Genomic DNA, 19,904 nt, shown 5'->3' with positions numbered 1-19,904 from the left:
GCGGCCACGAGCGGTCAGGCGGCCTTGTGGAACTCCTCGACCAGCGTCGAGCAGAACGCCGGCAGGTCGTCCGGCTTGCGGCTGGTGACCAGGGTGCCGGCCCCGTCGCCGGAGACGACGACCTCCTCGTCGACCCACTCGCCGCCCGCGTTGCGGACGTCCGTCTTCAGGCTCGGCCACGACGTGAGCCGCCGCCCGCGCAGGACGTCCGCCTCGACGAGGGTCCACGGCCCGTGACAGATCGACGCGACCGGCTTGCCGGCCTCGAAGAAGCCGCGGACGAAGGCGACGGCCTTCTCGTCCATGCGGAGCGCGTCGGGGTTGGCGACGCCGCCCGGCAGGACCAGCGCGTCGTACTCGTCCGGTGACACCTCGTCGACCGTCCGGTCGACGGGGAACGTGTCGGCCTTGTCCAGGTGGTTGAAGGCCTGGATCTCCCCGGGCTCCGTCGAGACGAGCTCGGGGGAGTCCCCGGCGTCGGTCACCGCCTGCCACGGCTCGGTGAACTCGACCTGTTCGACGCCCTCGGGCGCGATGAGAAACGCGATGCGCACGATGAGCTCCCCTTCCTCATGTTCCTCATGCGGTGTCGGTGTTCGGTTCCGCCCTGCTGATGTCCGCGAGGACCGACCCCGGGTCCTGCGAGATCGCCAGGTCCCCGAGGCTGACCACGCCGAGCGGCCGGCCGTCCTCGACCACCGGCAGCCGCCGCACGGCGTGCCGCCGCATCAGCCGCACGGCGGTCGCGACCTCGTCGTCCGGCCCCACGCACACGGGGTCCGGGGTGCACACGGTCTCGGCGTTCACGGTCAGCGGGTCGGCGCCCTCGGCGACCGCCCGTACGGTGATGTCCCGGTCCGTCACCACCCCGACGAGCAGGTCCCCGTCGGCGACGAGCACGTCGCCGATGTCCTGCGCCCGCATCAGCTGGGCCGCCTCGACCAGCGAGGCGTCGGGGCGGACGGCGGCGACGCCCGCCGTCATGACCTCTCTCACGAGCTGTGCCACGGCTGCCGTCACTCCCTCCGTCGCCCCTCGCCGTCACCTGCGGTGCAGGGCGACTGCCACGTCCTGCACGCTGCGGTACGTGCGGTCACCGGGAAGGTCCTCCACACGTTCCGTGAGCGGATCGGGGGCGTGCCGCTCCCGCAGGACGCGCAACAGGTCCCCCCGGTGCGCCGGGAACGGGGTGCGGGCCAGGTGCCGGGCCAGTTCCAGGCGCAGCGCCTCGAACGTGTCGCCCGGTACGCGCCCGTAGGCCAGCTCCGGGTCGTCGTCAGCCACCGGTTCGGGGTCGTGCCACTCCTCCGTCCGGGTGGAATGGCCGGACCGGAGCAGCCCTTCGAGCTGGTGCTTCATCGCGTCGTCCTGACGCCGGCTGAGCCGGTCGCTGCCTCGCTGCATGGCGCCCTCCCAGGTGCCGCGTGTGTCGGTCGCCGGGCGGGTACCCGACGCGGCCGAGGCAAACCCCGGCGTACGCCGCCCGCCGGTTTGGGCACGAGGGGCGGGGGGACTCGCCGCTGCGGCCGACTGGGCCCGGACGGAGGGACGGGGCGATGGACGTGATGGCCGTACTGATCGCCTTGCTGCTGCCGCCCGCGCTGCTCGCGGTGGTCATGGCGATGTCGGGCTACGAGGACCTGGTCCTGCCCGCCGACCCCGCCGACCCGGCGGGCGAGGTGAAGGGGAGCACGGCCGTCGAAGCGGCTGTCGAAGGGGGAGAGGCGCCCCTGGCGTGAGGCCCGGCGGGCGGGGCGGAGGGGCACGGCCGCCGCCCGGGGAGCCGGAGGATCCCTCCGGAGCCGGAGCCGGAGCCGGGCCGGGCTCCGGAAAGGCCCCCTTCACCCGAACGGAGTAACGCCGTGCCCTGCGGCGCCCACCGCGCGGCGCCCGCCCGCCGCGTCCCGGGCCGGCGTGCCGGATCTGCGGATATACCGTGCCGCGCATCTCCGGCCGACCGGTGGGACCAGGGGATTCCGCCGCGCGGACCCGGCTTTGCGCAAGCCGTTCCGGGCGGTCGCCCGGAGAGTGGGTTCAAGGCGTTTGCCACCGCGGGCCCCGGGCAGGCGCATCTCGTGCTTCGGACCGGAGGCACGTCCGTGGGAGCGGATCGCCGCTCCGGACGTGCGTGTCCGCGTCCGGTCCGGGCGGAGCTTCCCCGGGGTGACAGCCAACCGTCAGCGCCGTTCAGGGAGCTGAGAACCACATGCCTACGCTCGCTCACACGAAGCATCCGCACGATGACGCGCCCGACACCGCCGAGGCGTTCCAGCGCCTGGCGGCGCTGCCGCCCGGCGAGGAACGGGACCGCGTGCGCCAGGACATCGTGCGCGCCTGGCTGCCGATGGCGGACCGGCTGGCCGGCCGGTTCCGCAACAGGGGCGAGGCGCTGGAGGACCTCAAGCAGGTCGCCGCGCTCGGCCTGGTCAAGGCGGTCGACCGGTACGACCCCTCACGCGGCGCGGCCTTCGAGAGCTTCGCCGTGCCCACCATCACCGGCGAGATCAAGCGGCACTTCCGGGACCACATGTGGACCCTGCACGTGCCGCGCCGCGTCCAGGACCTGCGCGGCCGGGTCCGCGTGGCCTACCAGGAGCTCTCCCACTCGGTCGGCGGCCGTGCCCCCACGGTCGCGGAGATAGCCGAGAAGGCGGGGATGACGGAGGAGGAGGCCGTCGCCGGCCTCGAAGCCCTCGACAGCTTCACCGCCCTGTCGCTCGACGCCGAACTGCCCGGCACCGAGGACGGCTACACCCTCGTCGACGCGCTCGGCGGACCCGACCCGGCCCTCGACGTGGTCGTCGACCGCGAGGCCGTCAAGCCGAAGCTCCGCACGCTGCCGGAACGCGAGCAGAAGATCCTCTACATGCGGTTCTTCCGCGACATGACCCAGAGCAGCATCGCCGAGGACCTCGGCATCTCCCAGATGCACGTCAGCCGCCTCATCAGCCGCTGCTGCACCCGGCTGCGCGAGGACATCATGCGGGACGCCGCGTAGGCCCGCCGGTGCCGTCGCCCGCGCCCGGCCGCGCACCGGCCGGAAGACCCCGGCGCCCGCCGCGCTCCCCCCGGCCGCGCCGACCGCTAGGGGGCGGGTGGGCCCGGGCGGCGCATGGCCAGCCCGACGTGGCGGGACAGCACGTCCGCGGCCTGCGCCTCCGCCATCGAGAACGCCCGCCGGGCCCGGGTGCGCAGCAGGGTCAGCACGCCCAACACCTCCGGCCCGCCGGCACCGCCCGTCGCGGCGTCGCCGACGACCGGCAGGCACAGCAGCGAGCTGGCCTCGGCGCGCACCAGCACGGCCGCCCCGTCGGCGTCCGTACCGAGCGCCAGCGCGTCCTCGGGGCGTACCTGCAAGGACGCCGATCCGCCCGCCGCGACCTCCGCGACCAGGGGGCAGTCCGCCGGGTCCTGCCCGGCGAGCACCTTCGCCAGCGTGTCGTCGTCCGGCGGCCCCAGCACCACCGCGCGGCGAACCGGCCCGGCGGGCCCACCCGCGCCGAGGCCGCCCGCCGTGAGGTCGGCGATCACCCAGTCCGCGAACCGGCCGTGCAGCACCCGCGCCGCCGCCACCAGGGCGCCCCGCGCGTCCCCCGGAACGGTGCGCAGCAGGGTCGTCGCGACGGCGTCGACCAGGTCCAGCGTCCCGGCCCGCTCGGTGGCCTCGGCCAGGTTCGGCACGCTCCCCAGCCGCCGGGCCCGCCCCCGCGCCCCGGCCGGAGCCGCCGCGGGGAGGGACGCGTCCGCCGCGGAGGAACGCCGCCCGACCCCGGCGGGCCCGGTCGGCCCGGTGCCGGCGACGCCCGGCTGGAGGACGGCCACGACGGTCTGCTGCGGTTCCCCTGGAAGGATCAGCGCGGCGAGCGTGGCCCGCACCGGCTCCTTCGGCCGCTGCTGGAGCCGCACCGTCAGGCTCCGCCCGCCCTCCCCGCGTGCGGTGGCGGCGGCCTGCGTGCGGAACGGCGCCCGGTCGCCCGGAGTGAGCAGCGCGGACAGGGGACGGCCCGTCGCGTACCCGGCCCGGACGCCGGTGAGCGTCGTCGCGGCCAGGTTCATCCGCCGGACCACCGTGTCCCGGTCGATCAGCACCACCGGCAGCGGCAGCCGCTGGAACACCGTCTTCAGCAGCTGGCGCTCCTGCCGCTCCGCCGACGTGCCCTCCGGGGCGCGCGCCGCCAGCCGCTCGTACCGGGGCCACAGCGTCTCCGCCGCGTGCTGGAGCTCGAACAGGGCGGCGTCCAGCACGCCCCGCTGCTCCTCCGGTGGCAGGGCGCGCGCACTGCGCAGCTCCGCCACCCGCCGGACGAAGTCGGCGAGGTCCTCGCCGAACGCGCCGGTCTCGCTCATCCCCGGGCCCCCGCTCCGCCCGGCGTGTCCACCCCGGATCCCACTCCAGCACCTCCCTCCGGCGCGCGCACCCGCGCGCGCCCTCCGCCCGTATGCCCCGTCGTCCGCATATCAGCACGGTAACCGCGCGCACGCCCCCCGGCCCCGCGCCGTTTCGCCCCGCGCGCAGCGGGCAACCGCACCCCGGAAGGAGACGCCGCCCCATGCTGATCGAGCCCGAGTACGAAGGAACCGACTCGGCGTTCGCCGTACGCCGACTCCAGCAGCTCGCCGAGCAGTGCGTCCGCTCCGTCCCGGCCTGCTGCGGCGCGGTCGCCACCCTCGGCGACGACGACGAGCGGGAGCGGGGCGAGCGCCGCACCACCGCCACGCACCCGGACCTCGCCGCCCTCGTCGGCGTCCAGCTCGACTCCGGCGACGGGCCCATCAGGACGGCGCTCGACAGCGGCGAGCCCGTCATCGCCGCGGACCTGCTCCACGACGACCGGTGGCCCGCCTACCGCGCCGCCGCCCTCGGCGCCGGCGTGCGCTCCAGCGTCACCCTGCCGTTCCACCGCGCCGGCGTCCTCGTCACCCTCAACCTGTACGGCTTCCGCCCCGGCTCCCTGGCCAACGCCGCGCGCGGCCCCGCCGCCGTCCTCGGCGAGGAGGCCACCGCGGGCCTCGTCCGCGACCGCCGCTACCGTGCCGCCCTCACCGAGGTCGGCCAGCTGGAGACCGCGCTGCGCTCCCGGCCCGTCATCGACCAGGCCGGCGGCATCGTCATGCACGTCCTGGGCTGCGGCGTCGAGGAGGCGTACGCCGTGCTGCGGCGCGTCTCCCAGCTCACCAACCGCAAGCTCGCCGACGTGGCCGCGCAGATCGTGCGGACCCGCGGCCGGGGCCTGGAGAAGGAGCTGGCCCGGCTGGCCCCGCCGCCGGTCCCCCGCTCCCCGAACGGCGAACCCGCGTGAACCTCCGTATAACTCCGTATGAAGGGTCCGGGTCCGCAGACGTACGGGAGGCCGTGGTGACGCGCAGCTCCGCCCACGGGCACGGGCAGGTGCGCTACGCCCCGCCCGCCCCCGACACCGGCCTGCCCGTGGTCGGGGAGCTCGCCGAGCTGCTGGCCGGCGCCGCCTCCCGGCCCGACCCCGAACCCCCCGGCGGCGGCCCCCTCCTGCGCGAGGCGGCCTGCGGCTACTGGACGCGGCGCGGCCTGCGCTGCCACCCCGGGGACCTCGCCGCCTCGCCCGGCACCGGGCCGCTGCTGACCGCGCTGCTCGCCGCGCACGGCGGCGACGTGCTGGTGCCGCGGCCCTGCCCGCTCTCCTGGGCCCCGCAGGCCCGCCTCCTGGGCCGGACCGCCTTCCACGTGCCGACCCCCGCCGAGTGCGGCGGCGTCCCCGATCCGTACGCGCTCCTGGAGACCGTACGGCGGGTGCGCGCGGAGGGCGGTCGTCCCGCCGTCCTGCTGCTCAGCGTCGCCGACGACCCCACCGGCACCGTCGCCCCGCCCGAACTCGTCCGCGAGGCGTGCGAGGCGGCCGTCGGGGAGGGGCTGCACGTCGTCAGCGACGAGACCTGGCGGGACACCGTGCACCGGCCGCACGACACGGTCTTCGTCAGCCCCGCCGAGATGTGCCCCGACGACGTCACCGTCCTGTGCGACCTCGCCGGCGCGGTCGTCCCCGCCTCCTGGCCCGCAGCCGTCGCCCGCTTCCCCGCCGGCGCCCCCGGCGCCGCCCACCGCGCCCGCGCCCTCGACGTGCTCACCGCGCTCGGCGCCGACCTGCCCGGCCCGCTGGCCGCGGCCGTCGCCCACGCCCTGGACGAGCCGGAGGCCGTCACCGCGCGGAACGCCGCCGCGACCGCCCTGCACGCCCGCGTGGCCGCCGAGGCCCACCGCCGGGTGCTCGCGGCCGGGGCCCTCGCCCTGCCGCCCGAGGCCGGCCGCCACCTGTACGCGGACCTCGGCCCGCTCCGCGGCCCCCTCGCCGCGCGGGGCGTCACCGACTCCATCGAACTGGAGGACCACCTGAGCGCACGGCTGGGCGTCCCCGTCCCCGGCGGCCACCGCTTCGGCGACGAACCCGGCGCCCTGCGCGTCCGCCTGGCCACCACCCCGCTGCTGGGCGCCACCCCGGCCGAACGGCTGGAGGCCCTCGACGCCGGCGACCCCCTGGACCTGCCGCACGTGACAGAGGCCCTCGAGGCCCTGTCGGCCGCGCTCGGCGACGCCACCGCGCGCACGGACCGCACCGGAACCGCTGGAGGAGCCCGCAGATGACGGACGGGACGCCCATCGACCTCACCGCCCCCGCCGCGCACCCCGAGCGCGGGTCGGACCCCCGGACGGCGCCCCGGCCGCTGGGCGAGATCCGCGTCTGGCCCCGATCCTTCGCCGGCCGCCTCACCGCGCCGCTGCCCGGCGTGCGCGCCTTCGCCCGCCTGGCCCGCGAGGGCTCCGCGGCCGTACGCCCCGGCAGCGACGGCCTGCGCGACGTCCCGAGGCTGCCGTTCGCCCCCGGCCCGCTGCCCCCCGCCGACCCGGACACGGTGGCCGTCACCTGGGTGGGCCACGCCAGTTGGATCGTCCGCGTCGGCGGCCTCACCGTCCTCACCGACCCCGTGTGGTCCCGCCGCATCCTCGGCACCCCGGCCCGCGTCACCCCCGTCGGCGTCCGCTGGGAGGACCTGCCGCCCGTCGACGCGGTCGTCATCAGCCACAACCACTACGACCACCTGGACGCGCCCACCCTGCGCAGGCTTCCGCGCACCACGCCGCTGTTCGTCCCCGCCGGGCTCGGCCGCTGGTTCCGCCGCCGCCGCTTCACCACCGTCACCGAGCTCGACTGGTGGGAGTCGGCCGAGCTGCGCGGCGTCCGCTTCGACTTCGTCCCGGCCCACCACTGGTCCAAGCGGTCCCTCACCGACACCTGCCGCTCCCTGTGGGGCGGCTGGGTCATCGGTGACCGCCGCCGGCGGCGCGTGTACTTCGCCGGCGACACCGGCTACGGCCACTGGTTCCGCCGCATCGCCGACCGCCACCCCGACATCGACCTGGCGCTGATGCCCATCGGCGCGTACGCCCCCCGCTGGTGGCTCGGCGACGTCCACACCGACCCGGAGGAGGCCGTTCGCGCCTTCCAGGACCTCGGCGCCCGCGTCATGGCCCCGATGCACTGGGCGACCTTCGTCCTGTCCTCCGAACCGGTCATGGAGCCCCTGACCCGCCTCCACGCCGCCTGGGAGTCCGCGGGCCTGCCCCGCGACCGCCTCTGGGACCTGGCGATCGGCGAGTCCCGCGTCCTGGTGTGAGGGCGCCCCTCACCCGCCGGGGCCGGGGCCCGGCCACCCCCGCCGCACCCGCCGCCACGCCCCCGGCACGGCGCCCACCAGCAGCGCCAGCGCCACCGCCGCCGCCACGCCCTGCCAGGGCCGCGGGAACAGCGACCCGCCCGCCACCCCGATCAGCTGGTACGTCGCCGTCCACGCCAGCACCGCCGGCACGTCGCCCCGCACGAACCGGGCCGGCGGCATCCGGGCCAGCAGGCACGCCAGCATCACCGGGATCCGCCCCGCCGGCACCAGCCGGGACAGCACCAGCACCGGCACCCGGTGCCGCCGCAGCTTCTCCTGGGCCCGCTCCAGCCGGTCCGGCGCCGCACGGGCCCGCAGCGCCGCCAGCCACCGCGACCCGCCCCGCGACGTGACCCCGCGCCGCCCCAGCCAGTACAGCGCCGCGTCCCCCGCGAGCGCCGCCGCCGCGGCCACCAGGAAGACGGACAGCGACGCGAACGGCGTGCTCTGGTGGAACGCCACGACCCCCGCCGAACTGACGACCGCCCCCGTCGGCACGACCGGCACCAGCGCGCCCAGCGCGACCAGCAGGAACAGCGACGGGTAGCCGATCGCCCGCTGCGTCCCCTCCGGGGGGAGCTGGCCGACCAGCTCCGCGATCACCACGCCGTCCCCGGCCGCACGCGCTCCCCGTGCCCGGGCAGGTGCACCGCGACACCGGGCGCCAGCCGCGCCGCCAGCCGGGCGAACTCGCCGCCCGGCGCGTGGAACTCGTGCGGCCGCACCGCGTCCATCCCGATCGGCCAGTACGTGCCGTAGTGCACCGGCACCGCCGCCCGGGGGGCCAGCGCGGCCAGGGCCTGCGCGGCGCGCCCCGCGTCCAGGTGCCCGTGGCCCAGGAACGGGCCCCACCCGCCGACCGGGAGGAGCGCCACGTCGACCTCGCCGACCGCGGCGGCCATCCCGTCGAACAGCCCCGTGTCCCCCGCGAAGTACGTGCGCGCCGCCCCCCGGATCACGTACCCGAGCGCGGGGGAGCGGTGCGGCCCCACCGGCAGCCGCCGCCCGTCGTGCGCGGCCGGCACCGCCCGCACCACCACCGGCCCCGCCTTCACCTCGTCGCCGGCGCCGACCTCGGTGACCCGCAGCCCCGCCAGCCGCCGCAGCCCGGGCACCGCCCGGGGCGCGCCGCGCGGCACCACCAGCCGCGTACCGGGCGCGAGCCGGGCCAGCGACGGCAGGTGCAGGTGGTCGGCGTGCAGGTGCGACACGAGCACCAGGTCGGCCACCGCCGCCTCGGGCGGCGGCAGCGCGCCCCGGCGCCTGCGCAGGTGCGCCAGCCGCCGCACGAACAGCGGGTCCGTCAGCACCCGCACACCGGAGTCCTCGACCGTGCAGGTGGCGTGTCCCCACCAGGTGACCTCCATGCCAAGAGCGTAGAGCGCCGGCCTCCTCCGGCGGGCGCCATCGGGAGTAGGGTCGGCCCATGGACGACGTACGCGTGGCGGCGATCGCCAGCCTGACGCCGCTCGAGGAACTCGACAGCGACCCGTTCCTGGTCGACACGCGCAGCCAGCACGCGATGTGCGAACGGTGGGCGGCCGACAAGGGCTACGTCGTCAGCCGCCAGCTCCTCTTCTACGGGCTGCGCCCCGACCACCGCACGCTGTGGACGGACGTCGAGGAGGGCGCCGTCGACCTGTTCGTCGCGCCCAACGAGCGCGTCCTGGAGCGGGCCCTGACGTCGGCGCGGGACTTCTCCGCCGAGTGCGCGCGGCGCGGCGTGCGCCTGGAGACCGCCGGTCTCGACGAGCCCTCGTACGACGCGGAGACGAAGGCCCGCGTGCACCGCCGGCTGTCCATGCCCACCGCCGGCTACGACGGCTGCTGACCCGCCCGCCGCCCGCCGCCCCGATCCGCCGGCCGGCCGCCGCCCCGGTGCGGTGTGCCACGCTGGAGCCCCGGACGGAGACGGGCGAAAGGCGGATGGCGTGGTCGTCGGACGGTGGAGGTCGGCGGGTCGCGCCGCCCTGCGGGTCGTCGTGGTGTGGGCCGTGTCGACGCTCACCCTGCTCGTCCTGGCCGGGGCGTTGCCCGACTTCCAGCTCCAGTCCGACGACGGCGACAGCGTCACCCGGACGGCCGTCACGGCCGCCTGGGGCGCCGGCGCGTTCGGCCTGCTCGGCGCGTTGGTGTGGCCCTTCGTCGTACGGGCGCTGCTGCTCGTCCCGGCGCTCGTCCTCGGCGTGCTCGTGTTCTTCCTCAACGGATCGCTGCTGCTGGTCGCGCTCTGGCTGATCCCCGACGGGCGCGGCGAGTCCGACCCGGAGAACGCCGTCGTCGTGGCCGCCGTCATGTCCGCGGTGGCGTCCGCGACCTCCACCGCCCTCGCCGTCCGCGACGACGACGCCTACCGGCGGCGCCTGTACCGGCTCGCCGGCCGCCGCGCCGCCCCCGCCCCCGGCGCCGCGCCCGGCACGGTCTTCCTGCAGCTCGACGGCGTCGGCCACCGGGTGCTGCGCGACGCCCTCGACGCCGGGCTGATGCCGACGCTCGCCGCCTGGGAGCGGACCACGCACCGGCTCACCCCGTGGCGCACCGACTGGTCCAGCCAGACCGGCGCCAGCCAGCTCGCCCTGCTGCACGGCACCAACCACGACGTGCCCGCGTTCCGCTGGTACGAGAAGGACACCGGCCGCCTCATGGTGAGCAACCGGCCCGCCAGCGCCGCCGAACTCCAGCGCCGCGCCGCCGCCCGCACCGGCGATCCGGGGCTCCTGGCCGACGACGGGGCCAGCCGGGGCAACCTCTTCGGCGGCGGCGCCGACCAGCTCGCCCTGGTGCTGTCGGTCTCCGGCCGCCGCGGTCCCGGCACCCGCTCCCGCGCCGGGTACTTCGCCTACTTCCGGGACCCGGCCAACGCCACCCGCACCGCGATGGCGTTCGTCGCGGAGGTCTTCCGGGAGGTCGGCCAGTCGCTCGCCGCCCGGCTGCGGGGCGACCGGCCGCGCGTGCCGCGCGGCGGCCTGTACCCGTTCGTCCGGGCCTTCGCGACGGTCGTGGAGCGGGACGTGGTGGTCGCGGCCGTGATGGGCGACGTGCTGGCCGGGCGGACGGCCGTGTACGCCGACCTCGTGGCGTACGACGAGGTCGCCCACCACTCGGGGCCGTGCAGCGGGGACGCGGCGAAGGTCCTGGAGAGCCTCGACCGGTGCGTCGGGCTGATCGCGAAGGTCGCCGGGCACGCCCCGCGCCCGTACCGGATCGTCCTGCTCTCGGACCACGGCCAGAGCTTCGGCGAGACCTTCGAGAGCGCGTACGGGCTGACGCTCCGCGACCTCGTGCGGGTGGGCTGCGGCCTGCCGGTCTCCCGGCGGGCCCAAAGGGCCCGGCGCGGCGCCGGCGGCGCGGAGGCCCGGGGCGCGCTGCGCAGCGCGCTGCACCGGCCGGGCGAGGGGGAGCGGCGCGAGGAGCGCCCGGCGCGCGGCGCGGGCCCGGTGGTGCTGGCCTCCGGGAACCTGGGGCTCGTGTCCTTCCCCGACGTGCCGCACCGGATGTCGCGCGAGGAGATCGACCACCGCTACCCGGGGCTGCTGCGGACCCTCGCCGGGCACCCCGGCATCGGCTTCGTCCTGGTGCGTTCCGAGCGGCACGGGTCGGTGGTGCTCGGCGCGGACGGGTTCGAGGCGCCGGTCGCCGAGCTGACCGACGCGTCGGGGCCGCTCGCCGCGTTCGGGCCGGGCGCCGCCGACGCGATCCGGCGCACCGACGGGTTCCCGCACGTCGCGGACATCATGGTCAACTCGATGTACGACCCGGGGACCGGACGGGTCCACGCCTTCGAGGACCAGGTCGGTTCGCACGGCGGGCTCGGCGGCGGCCAGTCCGAGGCGTTCCTGCTGTGGCCGCGCGAGCTGTCGGCGCCCGTCGGGGAGGGCGGGGCGCTGGTGGGCGCGGAGGCCGTGCACCGGGTGCTGCGGCGCTGGCTGGAGGAGGGGCGCCGTCCGGAGGAGCGTGCCGGGGGGCGTCCCGGGACGTCGGCCGCCTCCCCGCAGGAATCGCCGTCAGCCCCACAAGCGGACGAAGCTTTTCCGGTTGTGGAGGGTCTCGCACCGGACAAAAAAGGGTGATTTGGAGCGCTGTTTCGCCGTACGCCAGCATGAGGAACGTTTGTACGGAGAAAGGCGCACCACCCCATGGCCACGGTCATCACCCCGGACACCGGGCACGACACCCACCCGACCCCTCCCTCCGGTTCCTCCGGCGCGCGGAAGGGCGAGGGAGCGGACGGCGGCGGGCGCGCGCGGCGGTTCGGCCTCCCCGTCGCCACCGCCCTGGTCATGGGCAACATCATCGGCGGCGGCATCTTCCTGCTGCCCGCGTCCGTGGCGCCGTACGGCACGATCAGCCTCGTCGCGTTCGCCGTCCTCACCGCCGGCGCCCTCGCCCTCGCCCTGGTCTTCGGGCGGCTCGCGGAGCGGCACCCGCGCACCGGCGGCCCGTACGTGTACGCCCGCGAGGCGTTCGGCGACTTCGCCGGGTTCCTGTCGGCCTGGTCGTACTGGATCACCGCCTGGGTCTCCAACGCCGCCCTCGCCGTCGCCGCCGTCGGCTACCTGGACGTGCTGCTGCCGCTGCACGGCTCGGTCCCCGCGACGATCGCCGCCGCGCTCCTCGTGCAGTGGCTGCCCGCCCTCGCCAACCTGGCCGGCACCCGGTACGTCGGCGCCGTCCAGGTGGTCGCCACCGTCCTGAAGTTCGTCCCGCTGCTGCTCGTCGCCGTGGGCGGGCTGTTCTTCTTCGACGCGGACAACCTGGGCCCCTTCCAGGGCAGCGACTCCGGTGCGTTCGGCGCGGTCTCCGCGTCCGCGGCGATCCTGCTGTTCAGCTACCTTGGCGTCGAGTCGGCCGCCGTCAGCGCCGGCGAGGTCCGCGACCCGCGGCGCAACGTCGGCCGCGCCACCGTCCTCGGCACCCTCGGCGCCGCCGCCCTGTACCTGCTCGGCACGGTCGCCGTGTTCGGCACCGTCGCCCACGACCGGCTCGTCGACTCCTCCGCGCCGTTCTCCGACGCCGTCGACGCCATGTTCGGCGGCACCTGGGGCGGTACGGCCGTCGCCTGCATGGCCGTCGTGTCGGTGGTCGGCGCCCTCAACGGCTGGACCCTGCTGAGCGCCCAGACCCCGTACGCCGCCGCCCGCGACGGGCTGTTCCCGCGCGCCTTCACCCGCCGCAGGCGGGGCGTCCCGACCTTCGGCGTCCTCGTCACGGTCGTCCTCGCGTCCCTGCTGACCGTCTACAACTACACGGCCGGCTCCGACGGCGTCTTCGAGACGCTGGTCCTCGTCACCACGTTCACGGCGACCGTCCCGTACCTGCTGTCCACGGCCGCGCAGATCTACTTCCTGCTCTCCGGGCGGCGCGACCGGGTGCGGGGCTCCCGGCTCGTCCGCGACGGCGTCCTCTCCGCGCTCGCGTTCGGCTTCTCCCTGTGGCTGGTCGCCGGGTCCGGGTACGCCGCCGTCTACCAGGGCGTGCTGTTCCTCTTCGCCGGGGTCCTCGTGTACGCGTGGATGTCGGCCCGCAGGGACCGCGGGGTCCACGAGGACCGCGAGCCCCGCGACGCCGCCTGACGCGCCCGGCGCACCGGCGCCGCCGGTGCGGGGTCAGGCGGAGCCGGGCGCCGACAGGCCCGCCGCGGACCGCGCCAGCGCGTCCAGGACCGGCCGGATCAGCGGATGCCCCTCGGCGCCCCGCCGCACCGCGGCGAAGACCCGGCGGAACGCCGCGGGGCCCGCCACCGGCCGGACCACCACGTCCTTCAACTCGATGCCGCGCAGCGCCGAGCGCGGCACGAGCGCCACCCCCGCCCCCGCCCCCGCGAGCGCCACGACCGCGCGGAAGTCGTCCGACACGTGCACCAGCCGCGGCTCGAACCCCGCCAGCTCGCAGGCGAGCAGCACCATGTCGTGGCACGGGTTGCCGGGGGACTGGCCGATCCAGTCGCTCTCCGCGAGCGCCGCCAGCGCCACCTCCGGCCCCCGCGCCAGCGGGTGCCCCGCCCGCAGCACCGCGTCGAACGGCTCCGCGTACAGCGGCACCCGCGCCAGCCGCCGGTCGCCCTCGCGCGGCGCGCCCCGGTACTCCACGGCCAGCGCCAGGTCGGCCTCGCCGTCCAGGACGAGCGGCAGCGACTCGTCGCCCTCCGCGTCCCGCACCCGCAGCCGGATCCCCGGGTGCCGCTCGGCCAGCCGCCCGATCGCCGGGGCCAGCACCTCCGCGATGCCCGTCGCGAACGCCGCGACCGACACCTCGCCCGCCGTCCCGTCCGCGTACGCCGCGAGCTCCGCCTCGGCGCGCTCCAACTGCGCCAGCACCTCGTTGGCGTGCTCCAGCAGGATCTCCCCGGCCGGCGTGAGCCGTACGCCCCGGCCGCTGCGGGTCAGCAGGGTGTGCCCGGTCTCCTGCTCCAGCGCGGCGAGCTGCTGGGAGACGGCGGACGGCGTCAGGTACAGCGCTGCGGCGGCGGCGGTCACCGTGCGGTGGTCCGCCGCCGCCCGCAGTATGCGCAGCCGGCGGGGGTCGATCACCCCGCCATTGTCACCCGGCCGCCGGAGGCGGCGTCACGCGCCCATCGCCGCCCGCGCGTCCACGAACGCCGCCACCGCGCGCTCCACGTCCGCCGTGGAGTGCGCCGCCGACAACTGCACCCGGATCCGGGCCTGGCCCATCGGCACGACCGGGTACGAGAACCCGATCACGTACACGCCGCGCTCCAGCAGCAGCTCCGCCATCCGCGCCGCCTTTGCCGCGTCCCCGATCATCACGGGCGCGATCGCGTGGTCGCCGGGCAGGACCTCGAAGCCCTCCTCGGCCATCCGCGTGCGGAACAGCTTCGTGTTCGCGTCGAGCCGCTCCCGCAGGTCGCCCGCCGACTCCAGCAGGTCGAGGACCTTCAGCGACGCGGCGGCGATCACCGGGGCGAGCGAGTTGGAGAACAGGTACGGGCGGGACCGCTGCCGCAGCAGCTCCACGATCTCGGCGCGCGCCGCCACGTAGCCGCCGGACGCGCCGCCCAGCGCCTTGCCGAGGGTGCCGGTGACGATGTCCACGCGGTCCATCACGCCGTGCAGCTCCGGCGTGCCCCGGCCGCCCGCGCCGACGAACCCGACGGCGTGCGAGTCGTCGACCATGACCATCGCGTCGTACCGGTCGGCGAGGTCGCAGATCTCCCGCAGCGGCGCCACGTAGCCGTCCATCGAGAACACGCCGTCCGTGACGATCAGCCGGCGCCGGGCACCCGCCGCCTCCTTCAGCCGGGCCTCCAGCTCGTCCATGTCGCGGTTGGCGTACCGGTAGCGGGCGGCCTTCGACAGGCGGATGCCGTCGATGATCGACGCGTGGTTCAGGGCGTCGGAGACCACCGCGTCCTCGGGGCCGAGGAGCGTCTCGAAGACACCGCCGTTCGCGTCGAAGCAGGAGGAGTACAGGATCGTGTCCTCCTGCCCGAGGAACGCCGACAGCCTCCGCTCCAGCTCCTTGTGGATCTCCTGCGTGCCGCAGATGAACCGCACGGACGCCATGCCGTAACCCCACCGGTCCAGGGCGTCCTTGGCCGCCGCGACGACCTCGGGGTGGTCGGCCAGACCCAGGTAGTTGTTGGCGCAGAAGTTCAGCACGTCACCGGGCGCGCCGCCCGCCGTGACGGCGACGGACGCGGACTGCGGGGTGCCGATGACCCGCTCGGGCTTGTACAGCCCGGCGTCCCGGATCTCGTCGAGGGTGGCGCGCAGTTCGTCACGCACGGACACGAACATGAGGGGTGCTCCTAGGGATCGGTACGGGGGCGAGTGGGGTGGAGGGGCGCGGTGGACGCGAGGCGAGGGCGCGGGCCCGGCAGAGGCGGCGCCGGGCCCGGCCGGCCGTCGGCACGGGCTCCCGGTGCCCGGAGCCGGGCCGGGCGCCGCCTACGCGGTCCAGTCGAGGATGATCTTGCCGCTGCGCGCGGTCGCGGCCTCGTCGAACGCGGCGTCGAAGTCCTTGTACGCGTACTTGCCGGTGATCACCGGGCTCAGGTCGAGGCCGCCCTCCAGCAGCACGGTCATCGCGTACCACGTCTCGAACATCTCCCGGCCGTAGATGCCCTTGATCGTGATCATCGACGTCACGATCTTCGACCAGTCGACCGGGAACTCCTCCGCGGGCAGGCCGAGCATCGCGATGCGCCCGCCGTGGGTCATGTTGGCGACCATGTCGCGCATCGCCTCGGGGCGGCCGGACATCTCCAGGCCGATGTCGAAGCCCTCCCGCAGCCCCAACTGCCTCTGCGCGTCCGCGATGCCGGTCCGCGCGACGTTCACCGCGAGGGTCGCGCCGACCTGGCGGGCCAGCTCCAGCCGGGGCTCGCTCACATCGGTGATCACCACGTTGCGCGCACCGGCGTGCCGGGCCACGGCCGCCGCCATGATGCCGATCGGCCCGGCCCCCGTGATCAGCACGTCCTCGCCGACGAGCGGGAACGACAGCGCCGTGTGCACCGCGTTGCCGAACGGGTCGAAGATCGCCGCGATGTCGGGGTCCACCTCCGTGCGGTGCACCCACACGTTGGACGCGGGCAGCGCCACGTACTCGGCGAACGCCCCGTCCCGCCCGACACCCAGCCCGACCGTGGCACGGCACAGGTGCCGCCGACCCGCCAGACAGTTGCGGCACTTGCCGCACACGAGGTGGCCCTCGCCGCTCACCAGGTCGCCGACCTCGACGTCCCGTACGTCGGAGCCGACCGCGGCGACCTCGCCGACGAACTCGTGCCCGAGGACCAGCGGCGTCGACACGGCCTGTTGCGCCCAGCCGTCCCAGGAGCGGATGTGCAGGTCGGTGCCGCAGATACCGGTGCGCAGCACTCTGATCAGCACGTCGCCGGGGCCCGTCTCGGGCTCGGGGACGTCCATCAGCCACAGGCCGGGCTCGGCCTTCTGCTTGACGAGGGCCTTCATCGCGGCGACTCCAGGCGGGGAAGAGGGGGTGGACGCGACCAATCTGCCGATCGCGGACGGCCGCGTCCATCGAGGTTTTCTTAAGCGGGCCCACAGCCCAGCTTCACGCGCCCCGCCGACCGGGTGACACCCCCGCTCCAGGCCCGCCCGCGGCGGCTTCCGGGGCCCTGGAAGCCGCCCCCGTTCGGCCCCGCCACGCGGACGGGGCCGAACGGGGGCCCGCCGGGGGCGGCCACCGCCGGCCCCTCCGCCCCGGAGGCGGTGCCCCGCCCGCGCGCCCGCCCGCGCGCTCGGGCTCCGGCGCCGTGCGCGCCCGCCGGCGCACGCGGTTCGGCACCGGCCGCCGGGCCGTGCGACGGCGGGGGCGCGGCGGCCCGGGTCCGGGCCCGTGGGGCCCCGGGGTCAGGACGGCGCGGTTTCGAGCTCCGCGCCACCGCCCGACCGGCTGTCGACGGTGGCGATCCGTTCCCTGAAGTCGGCGTGCACGAACTGATAGACGGGCCCCACCTGGCGCAGGACGTGCAGCAGGCGGGCGTCCTCCAGGAAGGCCAGCGGGCGGCGCGGCAGCCGACTGATCCGGGAGAGCCTCAGACCGGCCTCCCGGTACCGGAAGTAGGCGCTGTTCGACAGGGCCAGCAGCCCGGCGGCGAGCCCCACGGCCAGGTTCGCCTCCAGGGTCTGCAGCCAGGCCCCGAACGCCTGCAGCCAGAGGTGCGGACTGGTCGCCAGGTCCCACCAGGCGGTGACCGCCCACTTGAGCAGGGGCGGGACCATCGCGAACACCAGGACGGCGTTGGCCACCACGTGCTCGCCGCGCAGGGTCGACTGCGGGGTCTCCTGTTCGAGGTCGGTCGGCAGCCGCGCCCAGCGCAGCACGGCCAGGCCCAGCCCGAACAGGACGCCGAAGAACGCGCCCATGAGCCCGGAGGCCGCGAGACGTGCCCACAGCGGCACCCCGGCCGCCCAGGGCGCCACCGCCAGGCCCAGGACCACGACCAGGGCCACACCGCTCGCCAGCCCTCCGCCGACACACGCGGGCAGCGGGCGCAGCAGGCTGGAGACCGGGGCGCGGAAGGACAGCCGGCTCGGGCGGTCGGTGCTGCCGCCCAGGCCCAGGAAGGCCATGATCCCGGCGATCAGGAGGAACAGGGCGGCGCGGAAGACCGCCCGCTGGTTGGCGAAGCGCAGGTCCGCCCCCGGGTCGAGCAGCGCGAGGTCCAGCAGTGGCCGCCCGGTCTCCTGCCGGGTGGAGAGGAAGCAGAGCTGGCTGGCCGTTTCGGCACCCACCCAGAACAGCACGGTGAAGGCGGCGATCTTCCCCAACGGGACGCGCCGCCCCCACCGCCGGCCCGGCCGCGGCGGCATCCGCCGCCGGACCAACGCGCAACCGAGCACCCCGACGGTCAGCGCCGACATGGCCGCGAGCCACCAGAGGGCCGCCCTCAGCCAGGTGTGGGCGGCCACGCCGACCTCGTAGTGGATGCCGGTCGACGCCGCCGTCCGGGCCCAGTACTCGATCACGGCCCCGACCGCCGGAGCGAGCGGGAGGAGTACGGCACACCAGATCCCGGTGCGGCGGGCCACCTCCGCGAGGGGCCCCCTCCCGTGCCGGTCCGCCCGGCCGGCGCCCCGTCCGACGAAGGCGAGCCAGAGCACCGTGGCGGAGGCGACCGCCGTGGCGAGCGTCACCACCAGGAAGCACAGCAACCGGCTGAGCGGCGGCAGCGCCCAGTGGAAGTAGTCCCCCGCCATGCAGCCCGCGCCCAGCCCGACGGCAGCGCCCGCGACCGGGCCGGACAGGGGGCCGACCGGGTTCGGGGGCAGGGCCCGGTGCAGCTCCCACCAGGCGATGTCGTCCGTGCCCTGCCGTTGGAGGTGCCGGGCGAGGAAGCCCAGGGACAGCTCCGCGTCGTCGGCGCGCCAGCGGTTCGCGGCGGTGCGGCGCACATGGGTGCCCGACGGGTCCGCGGGGGCGGGCTCGCCGGCGAAGACCGCGGGGACGAGGCTGTCCAGCAGGTGGCGCCGGACGCTCTCCGCGTCGGAGTGGCGGAGCAGTTCGGCGGGGTCGGAGTCCGGCGCGGAGTACACGGTCCGGGCCAGCCAGACGTTCAGGGGCAGCGAAAGGGCCCGGGCCAGGGGGCCGTCGGGGTTCCGGGTGATCTCCTCGGTCACCGGCCGCCAGGCGGCGGCCCGGCGCGGAGCGACCACGCTCTGGAGGTACGCCACCACGTCCTCGGCCTTCACGGGCAGGGCGACCACGGCGGCGGCCGCCGTGACGACGTCGCCCGCCTCGACGGCCGCCCGGTACTCGGCCGTCCGGGAGGCGAGGACCAGCGGTTCGTGGACGGCGACCGCGCGGTTGACGGCGGCCAGGGCGCGGGGCCGGAGTTCGGCCGGCAGTTCGTCGAAGCCGTCCAGGACGGGCAGGACGCGTCCTTCGGAGACCAGTTTGCGGGCGGCGTCCCGGCCGTAGGTCTCGTAGTTGCGCAGGGCCGGGTAGTCCTCGTGGATGCGGCGCGCCATCCAGTCGCCGAGCGACTCCTTCCGGGGGTTCCACGGAGCCAGGTCCAGGAGCACGGGCACCGGCTCGCCGGGCGGGGCGTCCCGCAGGAGTTCCCGGACCAGCAGGACGGCCAGGGTGGTCTTCCCCGCGCCGGGCTCCCCGAGGAGGATCAGCCGGTGGCGGGGGAGTGCCCGGAAGGCGGCGGCGAACCCGGGCACGTCGTCGCTGCGGCCGGACACCGCGCGCCCCACCAGACGCAGGTGGTCGCCCGTCTCCGTCTGGTCGCTGCGCCAGCGGACGGCCAGCGGGTGGGGGTCGAGAAGCCCCCGGGCCGCCTCCTCCTCGGTCCACTGGCGGCGCACCATGGCGGCGAGCGCCTCAGCGGCCTGGTCCAGTTCGGCCTGACTGGCCGGCGCCACGGGCCGCGCCCGGTGGCGGGACCAGCCGAGCACCCCGGCCGTCGCCGAGATCAGGACGCTCAGGGCCGCGACCGCGGTCTCGCCGCCGGCCCGGACCAGGACGGCGACCAGCACCGAGAACACCGCCACGCCGGTCGCTCCGACCAGCCAGGGCCACCACCTTCTGTCGACTTTCACAGCGGGGGCCTTCTGTCGGCTTCCACAGCGGAAGGGCAAAAGCGCCGGGCCGCCGGGCGGGGCACGGGGCCGGGCCGCCCGGCCGCCCGGCGAAGCGCCCGCCCAGGGGCCCGGCGCGCGGCACGTTCCGCGCGCCGTGCCGCCACCGCGGCGCGGAGCATGTCCCGTCCGGACCGACGG

At 76.3% G+C, this 19,904-nt stretch carries 18 protein-coding genes; 8 read left to right on the top strand and 10 right to left on the bottom strand.

The features are described from left to right. Window positions 1-14: 14 nt before the first annotated feature. From RND61_RS11405 to RND61_RS11395, 3 genes are read right to left on the bottom strand one after another with little or no spacing between them, the layout of a single operon-like run. On the bottom strand, window positions 15-554 hold the full coding sequence (locus RND61_RS11405; RefSeq protein WP_315877751.1) for a type 1 glutamine amidotransferase domain-containing protein: 540 nt from the start codon (window positions 552-554) through the stop codon (window positions 15-17). A gap of 25 nt (window positions 555-579) precedes the next feature. After that, window positions 580-1,008, bottom strand: coding sequence for a CBS domain-containing protein (locus tag RND61_RS11400; RefSeq protein WP_315877750.1), 429 nt, complete (start codon window positions 1,006-1,008; stop codon window positions 580-582). A 33-nt stretch (window positions 1,009-1,041) separates the two neighbouring features. After that, window positions 1,042-1,404: a DUF2795 domain-containing protein gene (locus RND61_RS11395; protein ID WP_315877749.1), complete on the bottom strand. Its 363-nt coding sequence runs from the start codon at window positions 1,402-1,404 to the stop codon at window positions 1,042-1,044. Window positions 1,405-1,556: 152 nt separating this feature from the next. Here RND61_RS11395 and RND61_RS11390 point away from each other — a divergent pair, with 152 nt between their 5' ends. Next, complete coding sequence (locus RND61_RS11390; RefSeq protein ID WP_315877748.1) at window positions 1,557-1,739, top strand: hypothetical protein; 183 nt, start codon at window positions 1,557-1,559, stop codon at window positions 1,737-1,739. A gap of 467 nt (window positions 1,740-2,206) precedes the next feature. Then, a complete protein-coding gene (locus tag RND61_RS11385; protein WP_315877747.1) occupies window positions 2,207-2,998 on the top strand; it encodes an RNA polymerase sigma factor SigF in 792 nt (263 codons plus the stop codon). Window positions 2,999-3,084: 86 nt separating this feature from the next. On the opposite strand, the gene RND61_RS11380 is transcribed toward RND61_RS11385, so the two are convergent. Next, complete coding sequence (locus tag RND61_RS11380; RefSeq protein WP_315877746.1) at window positions 3,085-4,347, bottom strand: PAS domain-containing protein; 1,263 nt, start codon at window positions 4,345-4,347, stop codon at window positions 3,085-3,087. 203 nt (window positions 4,348-4,550) lie between these two features. On the opposite strand from RND61_RS11380, the gene RND61_RS11375 reads away from it, so the two are divergent. From RND61_RS11375 to RND61_RS11365, 3 genes are read left to right on the top strand one after another with little or no spacing between them, the layout of a single operon-like run. Then, window positions 4,551-5,300 carry an ANTAR domain-containing response regulator gene (locus RND61_RS11375; protein WP_315877745.1) on the top strand — a complete coding sequence of 250 codons (750 nt, stop codon included), beginning with the start codon at window positions 4,551-4,553 and terminating at the stop codon, window positions 5,298-5,300. A 56-nt stretch (window positions 5,301-5,356) separates the two neighbouring features. Further along, on the top strand, window positions 5,357-6,616 hold the full coding sequence (locus RND61_RS11370) for an aminotransferase class I/II-fold pyridoxal phosphate-dependent enzyme (RefSeq protein WP_315877744.1): 1,260 nt from the start codon (window positions 5,357-5,359) through the stop codon (window positions 6,614-6,616). Continuing rightward, on the top strand, window positions 6,613-7,647 hold the full coding sequence (locus RND61_RS11365; RefSeq protein ID WP_315877743.1) for an MBL fold metallo-hydrolase: 1,035 nt from the start codon (window positions 6,613-6,615) through the stop codon (window positions 7,645-7,647). Before RND61_RS11370 ends, RND61_RS11365 begins: the two co-directional genes overlap by 4 nt. Before the next feature lie 9 nt (window positions 7,648-7,656). Here RND61_RS11365 and RND61_RS11360 read toward each other — a convergent pair whose 3' ends face one another. Further along, window positions 7,657-8,292, bottom strand: a complete 636-nt coding sequence (locus tag RND61_RS11360) for a DedA family protein (protein ID WP_315877742.1) — start codon at window positions 8,290-8,292, stop codon at window positions 7,657-7,659. Beyond that, entirely contained in the window at window positions 8,289-9,056 is a 768-nt protein-coding gene (locus RND61_RS11355) for an MBL fold metallo-hydrolase (RefSeq protein ID WP_315877741.1), read from the bottom strand. The genes RND61_RS11360 and RND61_RS11355 overlap by 4 nt, the downstream gene beginning before the upstream one ends. A gap of 59 nt (window positions 9,057-9,115) precedes the next feature. Between RND61_RS11355 and RND61_RS11350 the strand changes: the two genes are divergently transcribed. The 3 genes from RND61_RS11350 (at window position 9,116) to RND61_RS11340 (ending at window position 13,262) form a co-directional block, all read left to right on the top strand. Further along, complete coding sequence (locus RND61_RS11350) at window positions 9,116-9,520, top strand: hypothetical protein (protein ID WP_315877740.1); 405 nt, start codon at window positions 9,116-9,118, stop codon at window positions 9,518-9,520. Window positions 9,521-9,620: 100 nt separating this feature from the next. Next, window positions 9,621-11,759: a phage holin family protein gene (locus RND61_RS11345; protein ID WP_315877739.1), complete on the top strand. Its 2,139-nt coding sequence runs from the start codon at window positions 9,621-9,623 to the stop codon at window positions 11,757-11,759. Between the two features lie 66 nt (window positions 11,760-11,825). Continuing rightward, complete coding sequence (locus tag RND61_RS11340; protein ID WP_315877738.1) at window positions 11,826-13,262, top strand: amino acid permease; 1,437 nt, start codon at window positions 11,826-11,828, stop codon at window positions 13,260-13,262. A 33-nt stretch (window positions 13,263-13,295) separates the two neighbouring features. Here RND61_RS11340 and RND61_RS11335 read toward each other — a convergent pair whose 3' ends face one another. The 4 genes from RND61_RS11335 to RND61_RS11320 form a co-directional block, all read right to left on the bottom strand. Further along, window positions 13,296-14,219, bottom strand: a complete 924-nt coding sequence (locus tag RND61_RS11335) for a LysR family transcriptional regulator (protein WP_315877737.1) — start codon at window positions 14,217-14,219, stop codon at window positions 13,296-13,298. Between the two features lie 33 nt (window positions 14,220-14,252). After that, window positions 14,253-15,446 (bottom strand): glycine C-acetyltransferase, encoded by a 1,194-nt coding sequence (locus RND61_RS11330; RefSeq protein ID WP_315877736.1) that lies wholly within the window; start codon window positions 15,444-15,446, stop codon window positions 14,253-14,255. 150 nt (window positions 15,447-15,596) lie between these two features. Continuing rightward, complete coding sequence (gene tdh, locus RND61_RS11325) at window positions 15,597-16,625, bottom strand: L-threonine 3-dehydrogenase (protein WP_315877735.1); 1,029 nt, start codon at window positions 16,623-16,625, stop codon at window positions 15,597-15,599. 402 nt (window positions 16,626-17,027) lie between these two features. Further along, window positions 17,028-19,724: an NACHT domain-containing protein gene (locus tag RND61_RS11320; protein WP_315877734.1), complete on the bottom strand. Its 2,697-nt coding sequence runs from the start codon at window positions 19,722-19,724 to the stop codon at window positions 17,028-17,030. Between the last annotated feature and the right edge of the window lie 180 nt (window positions 19,725-19,904).

The organism is Streptomyces tamarix (assembly GCF_032423885.1).
GTDB lineage: Bacteria > Actinomycetota > Actinomycetes > Streptomycetales > Streptomycetaceae > Streptomyces > Streptomyces tamarix.
The sequence above is the reverse complement of the archived record's forward strand: the minus strand, read 5'-3'. Positions and strand labels throughout refer to the sequence as shown.

Coding starts and splice junctions, on each gene's coding strand:
- RND61_RS11390 (WP_315877748.1), top strand. CDS start 1,557: ATGGACGTGATGGCCGTACTGATCGCCTTGCTGCTGCCGCCCGCGCTG.
- RND61_RS11380 (WP_315877746.1), bottom strand. CDS start 4,347: ATGAGCGAGACCGGCGCGTTCGGCGAGGACCTCGCCGACTTCGTCCGG.
- RND61_RS11350 (WP_315877740.1), top strand. CDS start 9,116: ATGGACGACGTACGCGTGGCGGCGATCGCCAGCCTGACGCCGCTCGAG.
- RND61_RS11375 (WP_315877745.1), top strand. CDS start 4,551: ATGCTGATCGAGCCCGAGTACGAAGGAACCGACTCGGCGTTCGCCGTA.
- RND61_RS11355 (WP_315877741.1), bottom strand. CDS start 9,056: ATGGAGGTCACCTGGTGGGGACACGCCACCTGCACGGTCGAGGACTCC.
- tdh (WP_315877735.1), bottom strand. CDS start 16,625: ATGAAGGCCCTCGTCAAGCAGAAGGCCGAGCCCGGCCTGTGGCTGATG.
- RND61_RS11395 (WP_315877749.1), bottom strand. CDS start 1,404: ATGCAGCGAGGCAGCGACCGGCTCAGCCGGCGTCAGGACGACGCGATG.
- RND61_RS11340 (WP_315877738.1), top strand. CDS start 11,826: ATGGCCACGGTCATCACCCCGGACACCGGGCACGACACCCACCCGACC.
- RND61_RS11330 (WP_315877736.1), bottom strand. CDS start 15,446: ATGTTCGTGTCCGTGCGTGACGAACTGCGCGCCACCCTCGACGAGATC.
- RND61_RS11385 (WP_315877747.1), top strand. CDS start 2,207: ATGCCTACGCTCGCTCACACGAAGCATCCGCACGATGACGCGCCCGAC.
- RND61_RS11365 (WP_315877743.1), top strand. CDS start 6,613: ATGACGGACGGGACGCCCATCGACCTCACCGCCCCCGCCGCGCACCCC.